Here is an 18,392-nt window from a genome sequence, read left to right on the forward strand (position 1 = left end):
GTGCGGAATCAGGGGGTGGGGGCCGTGGAGAGCCCGCACGGGGCGGCCGTGGTCGCCAAGGGCTTGGGACTCAAGGGGCCGCGCGGCTGGGCCTTCCGCTCAGTCGACCTGACGGCCGAGCCGGGTTCGCTCGTCGCGATCGAGGGGCCTTCGGGGTCCGGGCGTACCTGTCTGTTGCTCGCGCTCACCGGCCGGATGCGCGTGTCCGAGGGCCACGCCGAGGTCGCGGCGCTGCAACTGCCGCGCAAAATGGCCGCCGTGCGCCGGATCAGCGCGCTCGGGCCCGTGCCGGGCGTCAGCGATCTCGATCCGGCCCTGACCGTGGCCGAGCATCTTCGGGAACGCGCGCTGCTGCAACGGCGCTTCGACGGCTCCCTGCGCGCGCTGCTGCGGCCCCGCACCGAGCGCGCCGCCGAGGCGCGCGCCCGGATCGACGGCGCGCTCGAGGTCGCCGGGCTCGACCTGGCCACGTTGCCCAAACGGGAGCGGACGCCGGTACGCGACCTGGAGCGGCTGGAGGAGCTGCGCCTGTCCGTGGCGCTCGCCCTGATCGGCGGCCCGCGGCTGCTCGCCGTCGACGACACGGAACTGAAGCTCTCCGACGCCGACCGCGACGAGGCCTGGGCGCTGCTTCGCGCGATCGCCGCGGGCGGCACGACTGTGCTGGCGGTGTGCAGCCAGGCTCCCGAGGGCGCGACCGTCGTGCACACGACGGAGCAGGCACCGGCCGGGACCCCCGCGGACACCGCCCACTTCTCCGGTGCGGCCGATGACGCCCTTGACGCCGATGACACAGGCACCGACGGCACGGACGGCACGGAAGAGGTCCGGGCAGCACAGGCCCCGGAGCACGCCGACCAGGCCGAACCGGACCACCCGGCCGATGCGGACGAGCAGGCCGATGCGGACGAGCGCGCCGGCCAGGCCGGGCCCACCGGCCGAGACGCCGAGCAGAGCAACCACAAGGACACCACCGAGGAGGGGGCGGCCGATGCGCTCGCCGAAACTGGCCGCGCTTGAACTGAGGCGCTTCGGCAGGGGAAAGCTGCCACGCGCCGCGCTCGTCGCGGTACTGCTGCTGCCGCTGCTGTACGGAGCGCTGTACCTGTGGTCCTTCTGGGACCCGTACAGCAGGCTCGACAGGATTCCCGTCGCCCTCGTCAACGACGACAGGGGCGCCACGGCCGCCGGCAAGAAGATCAGCGCGGGTGACGAGATAGCCGAGGGCCTGCGCGACAGCAAGGTCTTCGAGTGGCACGAGGTGAGCGACGCCGAGGCGCGCAAGGGCGTCGAGGAGGGCACGTACTACCTGTCGCTGACCATGCCGAAGGACTTCAGCGAACGCATCGCCTCCAGTTCGGGCGACTCCCCGGAGACGGGCGCGCTCCGGGTCCGTACGAACGACGCCAACAACTACATCGTCGGGCAGATCTCCCGGACGGTGTTCTCCGAGGTGCGTACGGCCGCGTCGACGGACGCCTCGCAGGGCTTCCTCGACCGCATCTTCATCTCGTTCTCCGACATCCACGACGCCACCGAGAAGGCGGCCAAGGGCGCCGACAAGCTCAAGGACGGCGTCGGAAAGGCCAAGAAGGGGTCGCAGGACCTCGCGGACGGGCTGGGGGACGCCAAGGACGGCAGCGGGAAACTGGTCGGCGGGATCAGCAAACTGCACAAGGGGGCCGGTGAGCTGGAGACCGGTTCCCGGCAGGTGGCCGACGGGACCCAGGTGCTCGCCGACAAGGTCAACGGCATCGCCGCCGACGTCCGTCCCTACCTCAAGGACAACGGCAGGACGATCGGCGACACGGCCCGGCTGGTGGCGGACTCCTCGCGCTTGGTGCGCCACAACCTGGACCTCCTGGCGAAGAACGCCCCGGCGAAGGCCCGGCTCGCCCACGCGTCGGCCGACGAGTTGAACGAGATGCACCGCACGCGCTGCGAGGAGAACGTGCTTCCGGATCCCGACTTCTGCCCGGCCCTCAAGCGCGCCAAGGTCGCCGCGGCCGATGTGGCGGCCATCGCCGACGACGTCAGCGCACTCGTCGCCGACAACAACGGCGATCTGAAGGCCATGACCGGCCACCTCAAGAAGCTGGAGAAGCAGGCGGACGAGCTCGCCAAGCGCTCACCGCGGCTGGACGAGGATCTGGAGTACGTCGTCGGCAAGATCAACGAGCTCAACACCGGCGCGCACAAGGTCGCCCGCGGCGCCGACAAGCTGCACACCGGCCTGACCACCGCGAAGACCGGTTCCACGGACCTCGACGCGGGCGTCGGCAGGCTGAAGAAGGGCGCGGGCGATCTGGACAGCGGTCTGTTCCAGCTGTCCGGCGGCTCCAAGGAACTGGCCGGCGGACTGAACGACGGCGTCTCCAAGATCCCGGACTACGACAAGAAGGACCGGGACCGGCGTACGGAGGTCATGGCCGACCCCGTCCAGCTGGCCGCCCAGTCCCTGCACAAGGCGCCCAACTACGGCACCGGCTTCGCCCCTTACTTCATTCCGCTGTCCCTCTGGGTCGGTTCGATGGTCGCCTACATGATCATCCAGCCGCTGAACCGGCGTGCGCTCGCCGCCGGCGCATCCGCCTGGCGGATCGCGCTGGCCGGCTGGCTGCCGGTGGCCGCGATCGGTCTGCTCCAGGTGGCCGCGCTCATGTCCGTTCTGCACTGGGGCCTTGGACTCGAGGCGGCCCAGGCCGCGGGCACCGTCGCCTTCCTGGCTCTGGTCACCTGCTGCTTCGCCGCGATCATCCAGTGGCTCAACGCCCGCTTCGGCGCGGCCGGCCGGATTCTCGTCCTCGCGGTGCTGATGCTTCAGCTGACCAGCGCGGGCGGTACGTACCCGGTCCAGACGAGCCCGGCGTTCTTCAACGCCGTCCACCCCTTCCTGCCGATGACCCACGTCGTGGAGGCGCTGCGCAGGCTCATCACGGGCGGGGACGTCGCACCGGTCTGGGAGGCGAGCGTCGTGCTCGCGGCCTTCACCGCGGGCGCCCTCGCGCTCACCGCGGTCTCCGCCCGGCGCAAGCAGGTGTGGACACTCGACCGGCTGCACCCCGAGCTGAGTCTGTGACGGGGTGCGACCTGTGAGAATCGACGCCATGGACAGCAGCAGCACCAGACGCCGGACCACGCGTGCCAAGCTCTACGAGGCCGCGGTGACCCTCATCGCCGAACAGGGCTTCTCCGCCACCACGGTGGACGAGATCGCCGAGAGGGCCGGTGTCGCCAAGGGCACGGTGTACTACAACTTCAAGAGCAAGACCGAGCTCTTCGAGGAGCTGCTCCGCTTCGGCGTCGGCCTGCTGACCTCCTCGTTGCAGCGGGCGGCGGACGAGACGGCCGAGCGCGGCGGCACCAAGGTCGAGGCGCTGGACGCGATGATCAGGGCCGGCCTGGTGTTCATCGACCGGTATCCGGCCTTCACCCAGCTGTACGTCGCCGAACTGTGGCGCACCAACCGTGCCTGGCAGTCGACGCTGCTCGTCGTCCGGCAGGAGGCGGTGGCCGTCGTGGAGAGGGTCCTGCGGGAGGGCGTCGACGCGGGCGAGCTGAGCGAGGAGATCGACGTCCCGCTCACCGCCGCCGCCCTGGTCGGGATGGTGCTGGTGGCGGCGCTGGACTGGCAGGCGTTCCAGCGGGAGCGGTCGCTGGACGATGTGCACGGGGCGCTGTCGCTGCTGCTGCACGGGCGGGTGAGCGGACGGCGCGACTGAACGCGAGGGCCCGGGCCCGGGCCCTCGCGTGTGTCCCCCGTTTTCCCCGTTCCTCCCCCGTCCCCCGATTCCCCCGTGGTCGCCCCGTTTCCCCGTTCCCCCGTGTCCGGAGAGCCCGTCCCCCGTGGTCCCCCGTGGTCGTGGGCTCTCCGGCGTCCTCCCCGTTCCGGCAGGGGTGCCGCGCCGTTCCGAAGCCCCGTGTCGTCGGTGCCGGCGCCGCGCCCCTTCCGTGGCCTCCACTCTTCCGTCTGCGCAGGTGGGAACCCATCCGCCCGCGTACTCATCTCGGCACCTAGGTACGGATACTCAGCGGTGTGTGCTCAACGCCACCCCGCGCGGCCGGGGGCTGGTGACGATCGCGTCCGTGTCCGTACTCCCCCTCGTCTTCACCAGCGGTTGGGCCGGCGGGATCAACGCGTATGCGGTGGTCCTGCTGTTCGGCGTCGTCGGCGCGACCGGACTGAGCGACGAGGTACCCGAGGCACCGCAGCGCACCGACGTGCTCGTCGCTGCGGGCGTGCTCTTCCCGTGCGAGGCGGTGGCGGACAAGATCCCGTTCGTCGACTCGATATGGGACTCGTGCACACCGTGGTCCGGCACGGTCATGGCCGCGCTGCCGCCCGGCGGGAGCGGGTCGCTGCCGGAGTTCCCGGGGGGCGCGGTCGGCGGTTCCACGGCGCTGCTGAGCCATCTCGTCAAGGCCGGGACGCGGATGGCGACCAACACATCGCCGGAGCCGTTCAGCAACGTCGGAATGAGCCTCGCCGAGGACCTCGGGGTCGCGGGGATCATCACGTTCGCCGTCCTCCATCCGGTCGCCGCCGCGGTCGTGGCGGGGACACTGCTCGTGCTCGGCATCGCCACGGTGGCCTTCCTGGCGACGAGGATCCGCCGCTTCCTGCGGCGCAGGGCGCAGCGCAGCAAGGAGCGCAGGCGGCGCAAGCGCCTGACGGCCACGGGTGTTGTCCACAGGCCACAGGCCACAGGAGTGAATGTCGGCGGCGGTCGATAAAGTCAGCCGCATGGCACGAATTGCGGTGATCGGCGCCGGGATGGGCGCCATGGCGGCTGCTGCCCGGCTGGCCACGGCGGGCCACCGGGTGACGGTGTACGAGCGTTCGGCGACCCACGGCGGTTCGGTGGGCCGCTTCGAGCGCGACGGTTTCGCCTTCGACACCGGCCCCGGTCTGCTCCATCTGCCCGCCGTCTGGCGCGATGTGTTCGTCAAGACGGGCAAGGAGCCGCTGGAGCGGTGCGTCGAGCTGGTCCAGGTGGACCCGGCGAGCCGGCACGTCTTCCCCGACGGCACGGACGTGTCCCTGCCGAACGCCTCGCGTTCCGGAATCGTCTCGGCGCTCGATGCGGCGCTCGGTTCCGGTGCGGGTGAGCGCTGGGGCGACTTCCTCGGGCGGGCCCGCGAGACCTGGGAGCGTTCGCGGCGGCCGCTCCTGGAGGAGCCGCTGCCCGCCGACCGCTCGCCCCTGTCCAAGGACACCTATCCGGCGCTGCGGCAGGGCGTGTTCCGTCGCCCGGCCCGCACGCTCCGCGAGATCGGCGAGCGGGAGCTGCGCGACCCTCGCCTCGCGGCGCTGCTGAACAGCCATGCCGTGGCGTACGGGCTGGACCCGCGCACCGCGCCCGCGTCCGCCGCCGTCCTGCCGTACATGGAGCAGACCTTCGGCTCGTGGTACGTGAAGGGCGGCCTGCGCGCGCTCGCGGACGCGGTGTACGAGCGCTGCCTGGCCCGGAAGGTGGAGTTCGTCTTCGGGGCCGACGTGACGGGTGTGCGGGAGAAGGACGGCCGGGCGTCGGGCCTGGATCTGGCGCAGGACGGCCCCGTCGAGGCCGACGTGGTGGTCTGCGGCGCCCTGCTGCCGTCCCTCTTCGAGGAGCACATCGGGGGGCCGAGCCGCCGGGACGAGTGGCCGCGCTGGCAGCCGAAGGTGCGGACGGGGCGGCTGACGGTGCATCTCGCCCTGCGGGGCGGCCGGAGTGCGGATGCCGTGCACCGCACCGTGGTGCACGCGGCGGACCCCGTGGACGAGTGGGACGCGATCCACGCCGGGGACGCCGCCCGCCGGCCGACGGTGACGGTGTTGCGCCCCGACGACGCGCTGCTGCGGCCGGACGACGAACACGAGACGGTCACGCTGGTCTCCACGGTGGCGAGCGACGTGCACGGCGGGCAGTCCTGGCCGGACACCGCCGAGTGGGCCGCGGACCGGATGATGGAGGCGGCGCAGGCGGCGGTGCCGGGTCTGTACGAGCGGATCCTGTGGCGCGAGATACGCAGCCCCGAGGACACCCGCCGCGACACGGGCACGGGCCGGGTCCCGGCCCCGGCGCTCGCGGGGGCGTCCGGCGCCTTCCTGCCCGTGTCCAACGCCGGCGGCCTGTCCGGTCTGTACGTCGCGGGCGGCTGGGCGCATCCGGGCGGCGGTCTCGCGCATGCGGGGATGTCGGGGGCGCTGGTGGCGGGGCTGATCGTGGAGGGGGCGGAGTTCCGCGGCTCGCAGTGAGGGCGCGGGCGGCGGGAACGGCCTGAGGCTGCCTCGACCGGCCTCAGCGCCGTCCCGCCGACCGGTCCTCACAGCTGTCCCGGCGACCCGCCCTCACAGCGTGTCCCCCACGGCAGTCCTCGTAGCGTGTCCCGCCGACCGGTCCTCACGGCACGTCCCCCCACGGCAGGTCCTCGCCGCCGCGGGCCTTCACAGCGTGCCCCCCGCGGCTCCTGCGAAGCCCCTCCGGCGGACTTGGCCGCCTCAGTAGCGGTACTGCTGCTCGGTGTGGCCCGCTCCCGTGTCGTAGCCGTACGGCGTCGGCTCTTCCTGGGGCATCGGCGGGTACTGGTCGCCGTCGCGCTGCTGGGGGACCTGGGGGGCCCACACACCGCCCGGCGGGGTGTCGCCGTACTGCTGCGCGTACGGGTCGGCGTACTGCTGCTGGCCGCCGTAGGCGTCGTAGCTCCCGTACGAAGCCGCGTACTGCTGGCCGCCGGCGTACGGGTCCGCGTATGCCGCGTACTGCTGCTGGCCTGCGTCGTAGGCGTACTGGCTCTCGGGGCCCGGCTGCTGCGGCTGCCCGTAGTCGCCGTAGGCGTCGTACGCGCCGTAGCCGGTGTGGTCGGCGCCGTACTGCGCGTAGGCCTGGCTCTGCTCCTGGTCCGGCGCCTGCCGCGACGCGTGCTGCGGTGCCGCGTACGCGTCGTCGGTGTAGATGCCGTACTGGCCTGTGTCGTCCGGCAGCGGCTGGGGCTCGTAGACCGCGGGGGATTGCGGGCCGTGCTGTTCCGTGTCCGCGGGCGGCTCGTAGGACTCGTAGGAGAGGTCCGTGACCTCCAGCGTCGGCTCCCGTTCGGCGGCGGGCGCGGCTGACCTGCGGCGCCTGCTGACCCCCGGGCTGCCGCCCAGCGCCCAGCCCGTGGAGAAGCCGCGCCGGAAGGAGAGGGTGACGTAGGTCTGTCCGACGGCGAACGCCGCGGTGCCGAGCGCGATCACCACGACGGAGGGCAGCAGCACGCCCATGACGACACCGAGGAACCCGGTGAAGGCGAGCACGCGCCAGCGCAGCCGGGCCTTGTACTGCAGCAGCACCTCACCGAGCAGCCACAGCGCGACGATGCCGAACGCGATGTAGAGGACCGTCCAGCCCATGCCCGCCCCTCTCCTGCGGCCGACGGCCAGGGTACTGGCGGGTGCGGCCGGTCACGACTGCTGGTGCAGTCCGAGATTCTCGTGAATTTCGAGCGTCGCAGTGGAGTTGTTGAGCGTGATGAAGTGCAGTCCCGGAACATCCTCGGCAAGCAGCCTCGCGCAGAACTCCGTCGCGAACTCGATGCCAATGGAGCGTACAGCGGCCGGATCGTCCTTGACCGCGAGGATCCGGTTACGGAGTTCGTCGGGGAAGACCGCGTTGCTCAGCTGCGGCAGCCTCTCCAGCTGCTTCACGCTGGTCACGGGCATGACCTCGGGGATGATCGGGGTCTCGCAGCCCTCCGCCCGGAGGCGGTCGCGGAGCCGGAAATAGTTCTCGGGCTCGAAGAACATCTGCGTGATCGCGTAGTCGGCGCCCGCCCGGCACTTGTCCGCGAAGTGCCGGATGTCCGAGTCCCAGTCGATTGAGCGGGGGTGCATCTCGGGGAAGGCGGCGACGCCGACGCAGAAGTCGCCGGACTCCTTGATCAGCCTGACCAGGTCCGCGGCGTAGTCCACGCCGTCCGGGTGCCTGACCCACTCGCCCATCGGGTCGCCCGGCGGGTCGCCGCGCAGCGCGAGGACGTTGCGGATGCCGGCGTCGGCGAACTGGCCGATCATATTGCGCAGTTCGGCGATCGAGTGGCCGACGGCGGTGAGGTGGGCGACCGGCGTGAGCGTGGAGTCGGCGGCGATCTTCTGGGTGGCCTTCACGGTGCCGGCACGGGTGGAGCCACCGGCGCCGTAGGTGACGGAGACGAAGGCGGGCGCGACGGCCTCGACCCTGCGCAGCGCGTTCCAGAGGTTCCGCTCACCCTTGTCACTCCTGGGCGACAAGAACTCGAAGGAATACGTCGTCTCGCCTGTCGCGAGCATGTCGCGCACGGTGCGTGCGCGATCCGTCCTGGTGGAAGCAGTGCCGAGGGCCATACGGGCAGGTTAGCCAGGCCGGGCGGGTCACCCAACCAGATCAGGGGAATTTGTTGCCTTTTGCCTGTCTCCTGTCCACGCCTTGGACACATGTGAGACACCCGAGGTCGGCCGGCGCACTCGCGCCGGCACCTCCGCCGGTCTGGTCAGACGCTGCGATCCCTGATCCGCTTCGCGAGATCGGCGGCGGCCGCGGCCGGATCGCCGGCCTCCGTGATCGCCCGTACGACGACGACCCTGCGGGCTCCCGCGTCCAGCACCTCCTCCAGATTGGTCGCGTCGATGCCGCCGATCGCGAACCAGGGGCGGTCGCTCGCGAGCGCGGCCGCATAGCGCACCAGGCCCAGCCCCGGGGCGAAGCGGCCGGGCTTGGTCGGGGTGGGCCAGCAGGGGCCGGTACAGAAGTAGTCGACGCCGGGCTCGGCGGCGGCCGCGTCGACCTCGGCCTCCGCATGTGTCGAGCGGCCGATGAGCACCTCGCCGCCGAGGACGGCCCGCGCGGCCGGGACGGGCAGGTCGCCCTGCCCCAGATGCAGCACGTCCGAGCCGATGGCATGAGCCACGTCCGCCCGGTCGTTGACGGCCAGGAGCTTGCCGTGGCGCCGGCAGGCGTCGGCGAAGACCTGGAGGTGCTCCAGCTCCTCGCCGGCCTCCATGCCCTTGTCGCGCAGCTGGACGATGTCGACCCCGCCGGCGAGCGCCGCGTCCAGGAATTCGGCCAGGTCACCCTGGCTCTTCCGGGCGTCGGTGCACAGATAGAGCCGGGCGTCGCCGAGCTGTTCGCGAGCCGTGGACATGGTGCTTCCCCCCGAGGGATGGGTGAGGGGCACCGCGTGGTGCGGGCCGGGGCCGTGCGGCTCCCGCCCGCACCGCGCGCTGCGATGGATCAGGGCACGGATGTCAGACGGCGAGCGCCTGCGCCCGGCGCTTCACCTCCGTGCCGCGATTCTCGCTCAGCGCCTGTGCCGGGGTGCCCGGCAGGGTCGGGTCCGGAGTGAACAGCCACTCCAGCATTTCTTCGTCGGTGAAGCCGTCGTCCCGCAGGAGCGTCAGGGTCCCGGAGAGGCCCTTGACCACCTTGTTGCCGTCGATGAAGGCGGCAGGCACCTGCAGCGTCCTGTTCTCACCGCGGCGGACGGCGATCAGCTGGCCCTCCTTGACCAGCTGCCGCACGCGCGTCACCTCGACATCGAGCATTTCCGCGATGTCGGGCAGGTGGAGCCAGGCGGGGACGAGAGCATCGATTTTTGCGTCAATCTCGGTCACAGGAACAAGCCTGCCATCTGTGACTGACAGTCGGTAGCCGACGCCTACGCCGTCGCGCCCTTCAGGGGGACGGACGGGTCGGCGGCACGGTCGGCGTCAAGGCGTGCGCCGGCCGCCACGAGCCGGCGGCCCTGGGCCAGGTCACGCGGCCGGTCGACGGCGAGCAGGGCGACGAGCACGCCCTCGCGCAGCCACAGCACCGTCCAGGCCCGGTCCGTGGCCGGATCGCCCCGCCACAGCAGCGTGTCGCCAGCCGGGTGGTGGCCCGCGTACTGCACGAAGCGGCCGAACTGCTCCGACCAGAAGTAGGGCACGGGGTCGTACACCTGCGGCTCGGGGCCGGTGCCCAGGATGTTGGCGGCGACCGTGCGCGGCCCCTGGAGGGCGTTGTCCCAGTGGTGGACGAGCAGCCGCTCGCCGTAACGGCCGGAGGGGTAGGAGGCGCAGTCGCCCACGGCGTACACATCGGGTGCGGAGGTGTGCAGATGGCGGTCGGCGACGACGGCGCCGTCCGGGCCGAGCTCGATGCCGCTGCCGGCGAGCGCGGCGGTCGCGGGCCGGGCCCCGATGCCGACGACGACGGCGCCGGCCGCGAGCCTGCGCCCCGATCCCGCCAGCACGACCGCGCCCGGCTCGACGGCGGCCACGCGGGCGCCCGTGAGCAGCTCGGCGCCCGCCTCGGCGTACCAGGCGGCCATGGGCGCCGCGACCTCGGCGGGCATGGACCCGGCCAGCGGCCGGTCGGCGGCCTCGACGACGGTCACCGCGCAGCCGGCCTCGCGCGCGGCGGTCGCGAATTCCGCGCCGATCCAGCCCGCTCCGACGACCACGATGTCGTGCTGCCGCGCGAGCACGGGCCGCAGCCGGTCCGCGTCGTCGAGCGTACGCAGCAGATGGACGCCCGGGATGCCCGTCGTTCCGGGCAGGGTGACGGGTTCGGCCCCGGTGGCGAGGACGAGCGCGTCGTAGGAAACGGGGCCGGCCTCGGTGTCCACCTCGTGCGCCCCCGGGCGTACGCCGGTCACCTCGCAGCCGAGCCGCAGGTCGACCTCGAGCGCGTCGAAGTCGATGTCGAAGGCCGAGCCCTCGGCCGTGCCGAGGAGGATCGCCTTGGAAAGCGGCGGCCGGTCGTACGGCTGGTGCGGTTCGGCGCCGATGAGGGTGACCGCTCCGGTGAAGCCCTGTTCGCGCAGGGCTACCGCGGTCTGCACGCCGGCCATCCCGGCACCGACCACGACGACCCGCCGCCCGTCCCGCTCCTGGTGCTGTCTCTGCTCGCTCACCCGGCCACCCTAAGCTCCTGACGAACCGTCAGGGAGCAGTTGCTCGACCACACTGGTCCCACTGCCCTCTTGCGACTCCCACTCCCAGGTCTCCTCCAGCCGCACCCGGCCGTCGGGCAGTTCGACGACGACGGACCGGCAGTGGCCGCAGGAGGTCCCGCCGTCCGTCTTCAGCTGCACATAGCGGAAGTCCAGCCGATCTCCCTCGCGGGTGCCCACGAGGTGGCCGCGGACCACGTCACCGCCTTCGTACTCGGCCCAGATCCGCCCGTCCTCCTCGTGGTACAGAAACCGGGTGCTGGTACCCACCTGGCCGGGGGCCTGGTCGGCGACCGGCGCCAGCACCAGCCCGTCGAGCGATCTCACCACCGCGGTCACCTCCTGCGCCCCCTGCGCCGGGGGGACGGCGGCTCCCTTACTGCGCGCCTGGGCGTGGGGTTAGGGTGGCCACCGTAAGGCACTCGCGGGAGCCCGGACGCACCGGGCTGAGAGGGAGGCTGGCCGGCCTCCGACCGTACGAACCTGATCCGGGTCATGCCGGCGAAGGGAGGGGCTGGACGCCCATGTCTCGTACACCAGACGCCCCCGACGTCCTCGTCGTCGGGGGCGGAATCATCGGCCTGGTCACGGCCTGGCGCACGGCGCAGCGCGGACTGCGCGTCGCCGTCGCCGATCCCGAGCCCGGCGGCGGGGCCGCGCGGGTCGCGGCCGGCATGCTGGCCGCCGTCACCGAACTCCACTACGGCGAGCAGACGCTGCTCGGCCTCAACCTCGAATCGGCCCGGCGCTACCCGGCATTCGCCGCCGAACTCGAGGAGGCGAGCGGGCGGTCCGTGGGCTACCGCGCGTGCGGCACCCTCGCCGTCGCACTTGATGCCGACGACCGCGCCCACCTGCGGGAACTGCACGCCCTGCAACGCCGTTCGGGCCTGGAATCCGAGTGGCTGACCGGCCGCGAATGCCGCCGGCTGGAGCCCCTGCTCGCGCCGGGCGTCCGCGGGGGCCTGCGTGTCGACGGGGACCACCAGGTCGATCCACGGCGGCTGGCCGCCGCCCTGGTCGTCGCCTGCGAGCGGGCCGGTGTCGAATTCCGCCGCACCTGGGCGGAGCGGCTGCTCGTCGTGCACGACCGCGCCGCCGGTGCGGTGCTGGCCGACGGCACCGAGCTGGCCGCGGACCAGGTGGTGCTGGCGGGCGGCAGCCTGAGCGGCCGGCTCGGCGGGGTCCCGGACGACGTCCTGCCTCCGGTGCGGCCCGTGAAGGGCCAGGTACTGCGACTGACGGTGCCGGGCCCGTACGCGCCGTTCCTGTCCCGCACGGTGCGGGCGGTGGTGCGCGGCAGCCATGTGTACCTGGTGCCGCGCGAGAACGGCGAACTGGTGGTCGGCGCGACCAGCGAGGAACAGGGCTGGGACACGACCGTCACCGCCGGCGGCGTCTACGAACTGCTGCGCGACGCGCACGAGCTGGTCCCCGGCATCACCGAACTGCCGCTCACCGAGACGTGCGCCGGACTGCGCCCCGGCTCCCCCGACAACGCGCCGATGCTGGGATTCACGGAGCTGCCGGGGCTGTTGCTGGCCACCGGCCACTACCGCAACGGGGTCCTGCTCACACCGGTGACCGGTGAGGTGCTCGCCGCCGCGCTCACCACCGGCGAACTGCCCGACGCCGCCCGCGCGTTCAGCCCCCGCCGGTTCTCCCCCGCGGGTGCACGCGTACGGGTACGACAGGGGCAGCCCGCATGAACGTCTCCGTCAACGGCGAGGCTCGCGAGCTTGCCGACAGCACCACTCTGGACGCCGTGGTGGCGGCGTTGACGACGGCCCCCTCCGGTGTGGCAGCCGCCGTCAACGAGTCCGTCGTCCCACGCAGCCAGTGGGCGGGCACCCGGCTCGGCGAGGGTGACCGCGTCGAGATCCTCACCGCCGTGCAGGGAGGCTGAGCACCATGGCCGACGACCGTCTCACCATCGGCGGCACCACGTTCGCCTCACGGCTGATCATGGGTACGGGCGGGGCGCCGAGCCTCGACGTACTGGAGCGGTCGCTGCTCGCCAGTGGCACGGAGCTCACCACGGTCGCCATGCGCCGTCTCGATCCGACAGTGCGGGGGTCCGTCCTGTCCGTCCTGGCCCGGCTGGGCATCCAGGTGCTGCCGAACACCGCCGGCTGCTTCACCGCCGGCGAGGCCGTGTTGACGGCACGGCTCGCGCGGGAGGCGCTGGGCACGGACTGGATCAAGCTGGAGGTCGTCGCCGACGAGCGCACGCTGCTGCCCGACGGGGTGGAACTGCTGGAGGCTGCCGAGACGCTGGTCGACGACGGCTTCACGGTCCTGCCGTACACCAACGACGACCCGGTGCTGGCGCGCAAGCTCCAGGACGTGGGCTGCGCGGCGATCATGCCGCTGGGCTCGCCGATCGGATCCGGTCTCGGTATCCGCAACCCGCACAACTTCCAGCTGATCGTCGAACAGGCCGGCGTGCCGGTGATCCTGGACGCGGGCGCGGGCACTGCCTCGGACGCGGCGCTGGCGATGGAGCTGGGGTGCGCGGCGGTGATGCTGGCGTCGGCGGTGACGCGGGCGCAGGAGCCGGTGCTGATGGCCGAGGCGATGCGGCACGCGGTGGAGGCGGGGCGGCTGGCGTACCGGGCGGGCCGCATTCCGCGCCGCCACTTCGCGGAGGCATCGTCGCCGGTGGAGGGACGGGCCTCGCTGGACCCGGAACGCCCGGCGTTCTGAGGAGGCGAGTGGGGGCGCCGCGAGTCGAGGCCGCCGCGGGTGGGCGCCGCCGCGCGGGGCCGTTTCCCCGCCCCGCCCTCCCTTCGGCCTGGCGGCCGTGGGGGCTGGGCTCCGCGCCGGACCCCGAACCGCCTGAGGGGGGGGTGTACTCCCCCCATGGCTTGGCCGGGTCCCCCGCCCCACGGCCGGTGAGCGTCCGTCGGACGGGCTGGAAATCCGGCCCCGTCCGGCGTTCCAGGCGCGGGGTCCGCCGAAACGGGCTCCGCCCCGGCTGATTTCGCTCCTCGCCTCCAGCCCCGCCGGGGCACGTCCCACGGCCGCCAGGCCGAAGCGGGAGATCGTGGCCTGCCCACTGGGAACCGCCCCGCAGGGCGCACGGGGAGCGCCCACGGGCGGCTCCACGCCCGCAGCCATTTGGGGCCCCACGCCCGCAGGGCGCAGGCGGAGCCCCGCTTACGGAAAGGTGCGGGGCGGAGCCCTCAGGGACGCGCCCCCGCGTCACCTGTCACAGCTCCGCTGCAGCCCGGGCCCGGCCCGTAAGGCCGGCTCCCCGTGGCTCGTAGAATCGGCCCGTGGACACGACCCTCAAAGACCCCCTCGTCGGGCAGGTGCTCGACGGCCGCTATCGCGTCGACGCGCGTATCGCCGTCGGCGGCATGGCCACGGTCTACCGGGCCGTCGACACTCGGCTCGACCGGGTGCTCGCCCTGAAGGTGATGCACCCCGGGCTCGCCGCCGACGCGACGTTCGTGGAGCGGTTCATCCGCGAGGCCAAGTCCGTCGCCCGGCTGGCGCACCCCAATGTCGTCGGGGTCTTCGACCAGGGCGCCGAGGGCGCGTACGTGTACCTGGCGATGGAGTACGTCGCCGGATGCACCCTGCGCGACGTCCTGCGCGAGCGCGGCGCGCTCCAGCCTCGGGCCGCGCTCGACATCCTGGAGCCCGTGCTCGCCGCGCTCGGCGCCGCGCACCGGGCGGGTTTCGTGCACCGGGACATGAAGCCGGAGAACGTGCTGATAGGGGACGACGGTCGGGTCAAGGTCGCCGATTTCGGCCTCGTACGCGCGGTCGGCTCGGTCACCAACACCTCCGGCACCGTGCTGGGCACCGTCTCGTATCTCGCGCCCGAGCAGATCGAGTACGGCACGGCCGACACCCGCGCCGACGTGTACGCGTGCGGTGTCGTGCTGTACGAGATGCTCACCGGCGGGAAGCCGCATTCCGGCGACACCCCCGCCCAGGTGCTCTACCGGCATCTGAACGACGACGTCCCCGCTCCGTCCGCGCTGGTGCCCGGACTCGCCGTCGAGCTCGACGAGCTCGTGGCGAGCGCGACCGCCCGCAATCCCGACATCCGCCCGCACGATGCCGTGGCCCTCCTGGCGCAGGCCCGCGAGGCCCGTGCCGCGCTCGGTGACGAGCAGCTGGACGTGATGCCGCCGCAGGCACGGGCCGAAGACGGCCCCGTGAGGTCCGCCGCGGATGACGACGACCGTACGGACGTGATCCCCCGCACGCCGCCCGCCCCAGAGGCCGAGGTCCACCACACCGCGCGGCTGACGATGCCGCCGCCCGTCCCGCAGCCGCCGCAGCGGCGCGCTGCCGCGCGGGGCCCGCTCGCCCGCCGCGGTGTGCTCGCCCTGGTGCTCGCGGTCATCGCGGTGATCGGCGTCGGCGCGGGCGTCTGGTACATCAACTCGGGCCAGTTCACCCGTGTCCCGGCCGTCATCGGCAAGTCGGAGAAGGACGCGCGCCGACAGCTCGGCCAGGCCGGTCTGGACGTCAGGAAGGTCCGCCACGACTTCAGCGAGACCGTCCCCCGGGGATCGGTGATCAACAGCGACCCCGCCACGGGCGAGCGCATCCGCGGCAACGGATCGGTGACGCTGATCGTCTCGCGCGGCCCGCGGATCGTGAAGGTCCCCCAGCTCGTCGGCAAGCCGCTCGCCGAGGCGGAGCGCGCGCTGCGCAAGGCCGGGCTGGCGCCGGGCGTGGTGACGAGGCAGTTCGACGAGAGCGTCGCGCAGGGCGCGGTGATCAGCAGCGATCCCGAGCCGGGCAGCAGCCGCAGCCCAGACAGCGCGGTCTCGCTGGTGGTCAGCAAGGGCGCGCCGATCGAGGTTCCGGACGTCACCGGTGATGCCGTGGCGGCCGCGACCGCCGAGCTCGAAGAGGCCGGTCTGAAGGTGAAGGTGGCCGCCCGGCGGATCAACGCTCCCCAAGAGGCCGGCTCGGTGGCCCGGCAGTCGGCGCCCGAGGGCACGAAGCTGGCCTCCGGTGACACCGTCACGCTCACGGTGTCCAAGGGCCCGCGGATGGTCGAGGTGCCTGATGTGGTGGGCGACAACGTCGACGACGCCACCGCGAAGCTGAAGGCGGCGGGCTTCGCGGTGGACGTGGAGAAGAGCTTTCCGTTCCTCGGCGAGACGGTCGAGAGCCAGTCCGTCGCGGGCGGCGGCGAAGCTCCGGAGGGCAGCACGATCACCATCAAGATCAAGGGACTTTAGTGCTGATACGTAACCCCGTCGGCGGCCACATCCCCGTGGCCGGCGGCCTCGCCACGATCGGGCTGCCCTACGCGCGGGAGCTGGAGGCCGAGGCCGTCCAGGTCTTCGTCGCCAATCCGCGGGGCTGGGCCACGCCCGCCGGAAACCGCGCCCAGGACGAGAAGTTCCGGGCGGAGTGCGCCGCGGACGGGATGTCGGCCTGGGTGCACGCTCCGTACCTGATCAACTTCGGCTCGCACACGGAGGCCACCGTCGAGCAGTCGGTGATCTCGCTGCGTCACTCATTGCGCCGGGCACGGCAGATCGGTGCCCGGGGTGTCGTCGTGCACACGGGTTCGGCGACTGGGGGCACCTCCCGTGCCGCAGGCCACGGGGGAGGCCGCAGCCGTGAGGTGGCCCTGGCGCAGGTGCGGGAGCGGATGCTGCCGCTGCTGGACGAGCTGACCCACGAGGACGACCCGTATCTGCTGCTGGAGTCCACGGCCGGCCAGGGCTCGTCGCTCTGCTACCGGACGTGGGACTTCGGGCCGTACTTCGAGGCGCTCGACGCGCATCCCAAGCTCGGCGTCTGCCTGGACACCTGTCACATCTTCGCGGCGGGCCACGATCTCGCCGCGCCGGGAGGGGCGGCGCGGACGCTGGACGAGCTGGTGGCGACGGTCGGGCCGGGGCGGCTGAAGCTGATCCACGCCAATGATTCGAAGGATGTGGTGGGCGCACACAAGGACCGTCACGCGAACATTGGCGCGGGACACATCGGCGAGGAGCCATTCCGCGAGCTCATGTCGCATCCCGCCACCGAAGGCGTGCCGCTGATCATCGAGACGCCGGGCGGCAAGGAGGGGCATACGGCGGATGTCGCGCTGCTGAAGAAACTTCGCTGAGTCCCCCATTGAGGGAATACCCCCAGGGGGTATACGGTTGCTGCTGTCGGCAGGAACCGCTACCTGACGTTGGGGGCATCGCCATGCAGCACGAGGCGCACGCACAGCACACGGGGCACGACCACACGGCGCACGACCACATGGGCCACGACCACGCAGCCCATGGCCACGCTCACGGGCACCAAGCCCACGGCGGCGGCAAGGTCGGCTGGTCGATGGCGGCCAAGGCGACCCTGCACTGCCTCACGGGCTGCGCCATCGGCGAGGTCCTCGGCATGATCATCGGTACGGCGCTGGGCTGGGGCAACGCCCCGACCATGGCACTGGCCATCGCCCTGGCCTTCCTCTTCGGCTACTCGCTCACCCTGTGGGCGGTCCTGCGCGCCGGAGTGGGCCTGAAGGCCGCGATCGGCGTGGCACTCGCCGCCGACACGCTGTCCATCACCGTCATGGAGATCGTCGACAACGGCGTCCTGCTGATGGTGCCCGGCGCGATGGACGCCCATCTCGCGGACGGGCTGTTCTGGGGCGCGCTCGCCTTCGCCTTCCTGGTCGCCTTCCTGATCACCACTCCCGTGAACAAGTGGATGATCGGCCGCGGCAAGGGCCACGCGGTGGTCCACCAGTACCACCACTGACACCGCCGCCCCAGCCCCCAAGACGGCCCCGAGCTTCAGATCTCCGGGCCGTCTCCCGGCTCCTCCTGGTAGGAGTAACGCTGCTCCTTCCAGGGGTCGCCGACGTTGTGATAGCCGCGCTCCTCCCAGAAGCCGCGGCGGTCGGCCGTCATGTACTCGACACCCCGGACCCACTTGGGGCCCTTCCAGGCGTACAGATGCGGCACCACGAGCCGCAGCGGGAAACCGTGCTCGGCGGTGAGCAGCTCGCCGTCCTTGTGGGTGGCGAAGATCGTGCGCTCGGCCACGAAGTCGGACAGCCGCAGATTCGCGCTGAAGCCGTACTCGGCCCAGACCATGACATGGGTGACAGCGGGCGCCGGCGGCGCGAGCTCCACGACCGTACGGGCGGGCACACCACCCCATTCGGCCGCCAGCATGCTGAACTTCGTGACGCAGTGCAGATCACCGACGACGGTCGAGAACGGCAGCGCCGAGAACTCCTCATGGTTCCAGCAGTGCTTGTCGCCGTCCGCAGTGGCGCCGAAGACCCTGAACTCCCAGCGATCCGGCTTGAACTTGGGGACGGGACCGTAGTGGGTGACCGGCCAGCCGCGCTGCAGTCGCTGTCCTGGCGGAAGCTCGGACTCCTCTGGTGCGCGGTATTCCCGGCTCTCCGGCTGACCCATGCCTTCCATGGTGACAGACAGGGAGGGGTGGTCATGACCAGGTCTGGGCCGATTCGG

At 72.2% G+C, this 18,392-nt stretch carries 18 protein-coding genes and 1 riboswitch; of the genes, 11 read left to right on the forward strand and 7 right to left on the reverse strand.

What is annotated here, in order from left to right:
* Nucleotides 1-24: 24 nt before the first annotated feature.
* The 5 genes from ACH5AF_RS15220 to ACH5AF_RS15240 all read left to right on the forward strand — a co-directional run bounded on the left by ACH5AF_RS15220 (nucleotide 25) and on the right by ACH5AF_RS15240 (nucleotide 6,241).
* The gene (locus ACH5AF_RS15220) at nucleotides 25-1,020 is read left to right on the forward strand and encodes an ATP-binding cassette domain-containing protein (RefSeq protein ID WP_398902281.1); all 996 of its coding nucleotides are present in this window, start codon (nucleotides 25-27) and stop codon (nucleotides 1,018-1,020) included.
* Nucleotides 992-3,079 carry a YhgE/Pip family protein gene (locus ACH5AF_RS15225; RefSeq protein ID WP_398902117.1) on the forward strand — a complete coding sequence of 696 codons (2,088 nt, stop codon included), beginning with the start codon at nucleotides 992-994 and terminating at the stop codon, nucleotides 3,077-3,079. The genes ACH5AF_RS15220 and ACH5AF_RS15225 overlap by 29 nt, the downstream gene beginning before the upstream one ends.
* Before the next feature lie 28 nt (nucleotides 3,080-3,107).
* Nucleotides 3,108-3,722 (forward strand): TetR/AcrR family transcriptional regulator, encoded by a 615-nt coding sequence (locus ACH5AF_RS15230; protein WP_398902118.1) that lies wholly within the window; start codon nucleotides 3,108-3,110, stop codon nucleotides 3,720-3,722.
* Between the two features lie 364 nt (nucleotides 3,723-4,086).
* Complete coding sequence (locus ACH5AF_RS15235) at nucleotides 4,087-4,734, forward strand: DUF4126 domain-containing protein (RefSeq protein WP_398902282.1); 648 nt, start codon at nucleotides 4,087-4,089, stop codon at nucleotides 4,732-4,734.
* A 10-nt stretch (nucleotides 4,735-4,744) separates the two neighbouring features.
* Nucleotides 4,745-6,241, forward strand: a complete 1,497-nt coding sequence (locus ACH5AF_RS15240; protein ID WP_398902119.1) for a phytoene desaturase family protein — start codon at nucleotides 4,745-4,747, stop codon at nucleotides 6,239-6,241.
* A gap of 243 nt (nucleotides 6,242-6,484) precedes the next feature.
* On the opposite strand, the gene ACH5AF_RS15245 is transcribed toward ACH5AF_RS15240, so the two are convergent.
* From ACH5AF_RS15245 to ACH5AF_RS15270, 6 genes are all read right to left on the reverse strand, one after another.
* Nucleotides 6,485-7,375, reverse strand: a complete 891-nt coding sequence (locus ACH5AF_RS15245) for a hypothetical protein (RefSeq protein ID WP_398902120.1) — start codon at nucleotides 7,373-7,375, stop codon at nucleotides 6,485-6,487.
* Between the two features lie 51 nt (nucleotides 7,376-7,426).
* Nucleotides 7,427-8,344, reverse strand: a complete 918-nt coding sequence (gene metF, locus ACH5AF_RS15250) for a methylenetetrahydrofolate reductase [NAD(P)H] (protein WP_398902121.1) — start codon at nucleotides 8,342-8,344, stop codon at nucleotides 7,427-7,429.
* Between the two features lie 146 nt (nucleotides 8,345-8,490).
* Nucleotides 8,491-9,141, reverse strand: a complete 651-nt coding sequence (gene thiE, locus ACH5AF_RS15255) for a thiamine phosphate synthase (protein WP_398902122.1) — start codon at nucleotides 9,139-9,141, stop codon at nucleotides 8,491-8,493.
* Between the two features lie 103 nt (nucleotides 9,142-9,244).
* Nucleotides 9,245-9,610, reverse strand: a complete 366-nt coding sequence (locus tag ACH5AF_RS15260) for an Rv2175c family DNA-binding protein (RefSeq protein ID WP_177152789.1) — start codon at nucleotides 9,608-9,610, stop codon at nucleotides 9,245-9,247.
* Between the two features lie 44 nt (nucleotides 9,611-9,654).
* Nucleotides 9,655-10,830, reverse strand: coding sequence for an NAD(P)/FAD-dependent oxidoreductase (locus ACH5AF_RS15265; RefSeq protein WP_398902283.1), 1,176 nt, complete (start codon nucleotides 10,828-10,830; stop codon nucleotides 9,655-9,657).
* A gap of 72 nt (nucleotides 10,831-10,902) precedes the next feature.
* Nucleotides 10,903-11,262, reverse strand: a complete 360-nt coding sequence (locus ACH5AF_RS15270) for a hypothetical protein (RefSeq protein ID WP_398902123.1) — start codon at nucleotides 11,260-11,262, stop codon at nucleotides 10,903-10,905.
* An 84-nt stretch (nucleotides 11,263-11,346) separates the two neighbouring features.
* Nucleotides 11,347-11,459, forward strand: a riboswitch (TPP riboswitch).
* Between ACH5AF_RS15270 and thiO the strand changes: the two genes are divergently transcribed.
* The 6 genes from thiO to ACH5AF_RS15300 all read left to right on the forward strand — a co-directional run bounded on the left by thiO (nucleotide 11,457) and on the right by ACH5AF_RS15300 (nucleotide 17,667).
* Nucleotides 11,457-12,641 (forward strand): glycine oxidase ThiO, encoded by a 1,185-nt coding sequence (gene thiO, locus ACH5AF_RS15275; RefSeq protein ID WP_398902124.1) that lies wholly within the window; start codon nucleotides 11,457-11,459, stop codon nucleotides 12,639-12,641. (Overlaps the previous riboswitch by 3 nt.)
* The gene (gene thiS / locus ACH5AF_RS15280; RefSeq protein ID WP_398902125.1) at nucleotides 12,638-12,838 is read left to right on the forward strand and encodes a sulfur carrier protein ThiS; all 201 of its coding nucleotides are present in this window, start codon (nucleotides 12,638-12,640) and stop codon (nucleotides 12,836-12,838) included. The genes thiO and thiS overlap by 4 nt, the downstream gene beginning before the upstream one ends.
* Before the next feature lie 5 nt (nucleotides 12,839-12,843).
* Nucleotides 12,844-13,638: a thiazole synthase gene (locus ACH5AF_RS15285; protein WP_398902126.1), complete on the forward strand. Its 795-nt coding sequence runs from the start codon at nucleotides 12,844-12,846 to the stop codon at nucleotides 13,636-13,638.
* 572 nt (nucleotides 13,639-14,210) lie between these two features.
* Nucleotides 14,211-16,145: a Stk1 family PASTA domain-containing Ser/Thr kinase gene (pknB, locus tag ACH5AF_RS15290; RefSeq protein WP_398902127.1), complete on the forward strand. Its 1,935-nt coding sequence runs from the start codon at nucleotides 14,211-14,213 to the stop codon at nucleotides 16,143-16,145.
* A 5-nt stretch (nucleotides 16,146-16,150) separates the two neighbouring features.
* Nucleotides 16,151-17,029, forward strand: a complete 879-nt coding sequence (locus tag ACH5AF_RS15295) for a deoxyribonuclease IV (RefSeq protein WP_398902284.1) — start codon at nucleotides 16,151-16,153, stop codon at nucleotides 17,027-17,029.
* 83 nt (nucleotides 17,030-17,112) lie between these two features.
* Complete coding sequence (locus ACH5AF_RS15300) at nucleotides 17,113-17,667, forward strand: DUF4396 domain-containing protein (protein ID WP_398902128.1); 555 nt, start codon at nucleotides 17,113-17,115, stop codon at nucleotides 17,665-17,667.
* A 35-nt stretch (nucleotides 17,668-17,702) separates the two neighbouring features.
* Here the strand turns inward: ACH5AF_RS15300 and ACH5AF_RS15305 are convergent, their stop codons facing one another.
* Entirely contained in the window at nucleotides 17,703-18,335 is a 633-nt protein-coding gene (locus ACH5AF_RS15305; RefSeq protein WP_398902129.1) for a sulfite oxidase-like oxidoreductase, read from the reverse strand.
* Nucleotides 18,336-18,392: the final 57 nt, after the last annotated feature.

It is taken from the genome of Streptomyces sp. NPDC018833 (genome assembly GCF_044390825.1).
Lineage (GTDB): Bacteria > Actinomycetota > Actinomycetes > Streptomycetales > Streptomycetaceae > Streptomyces.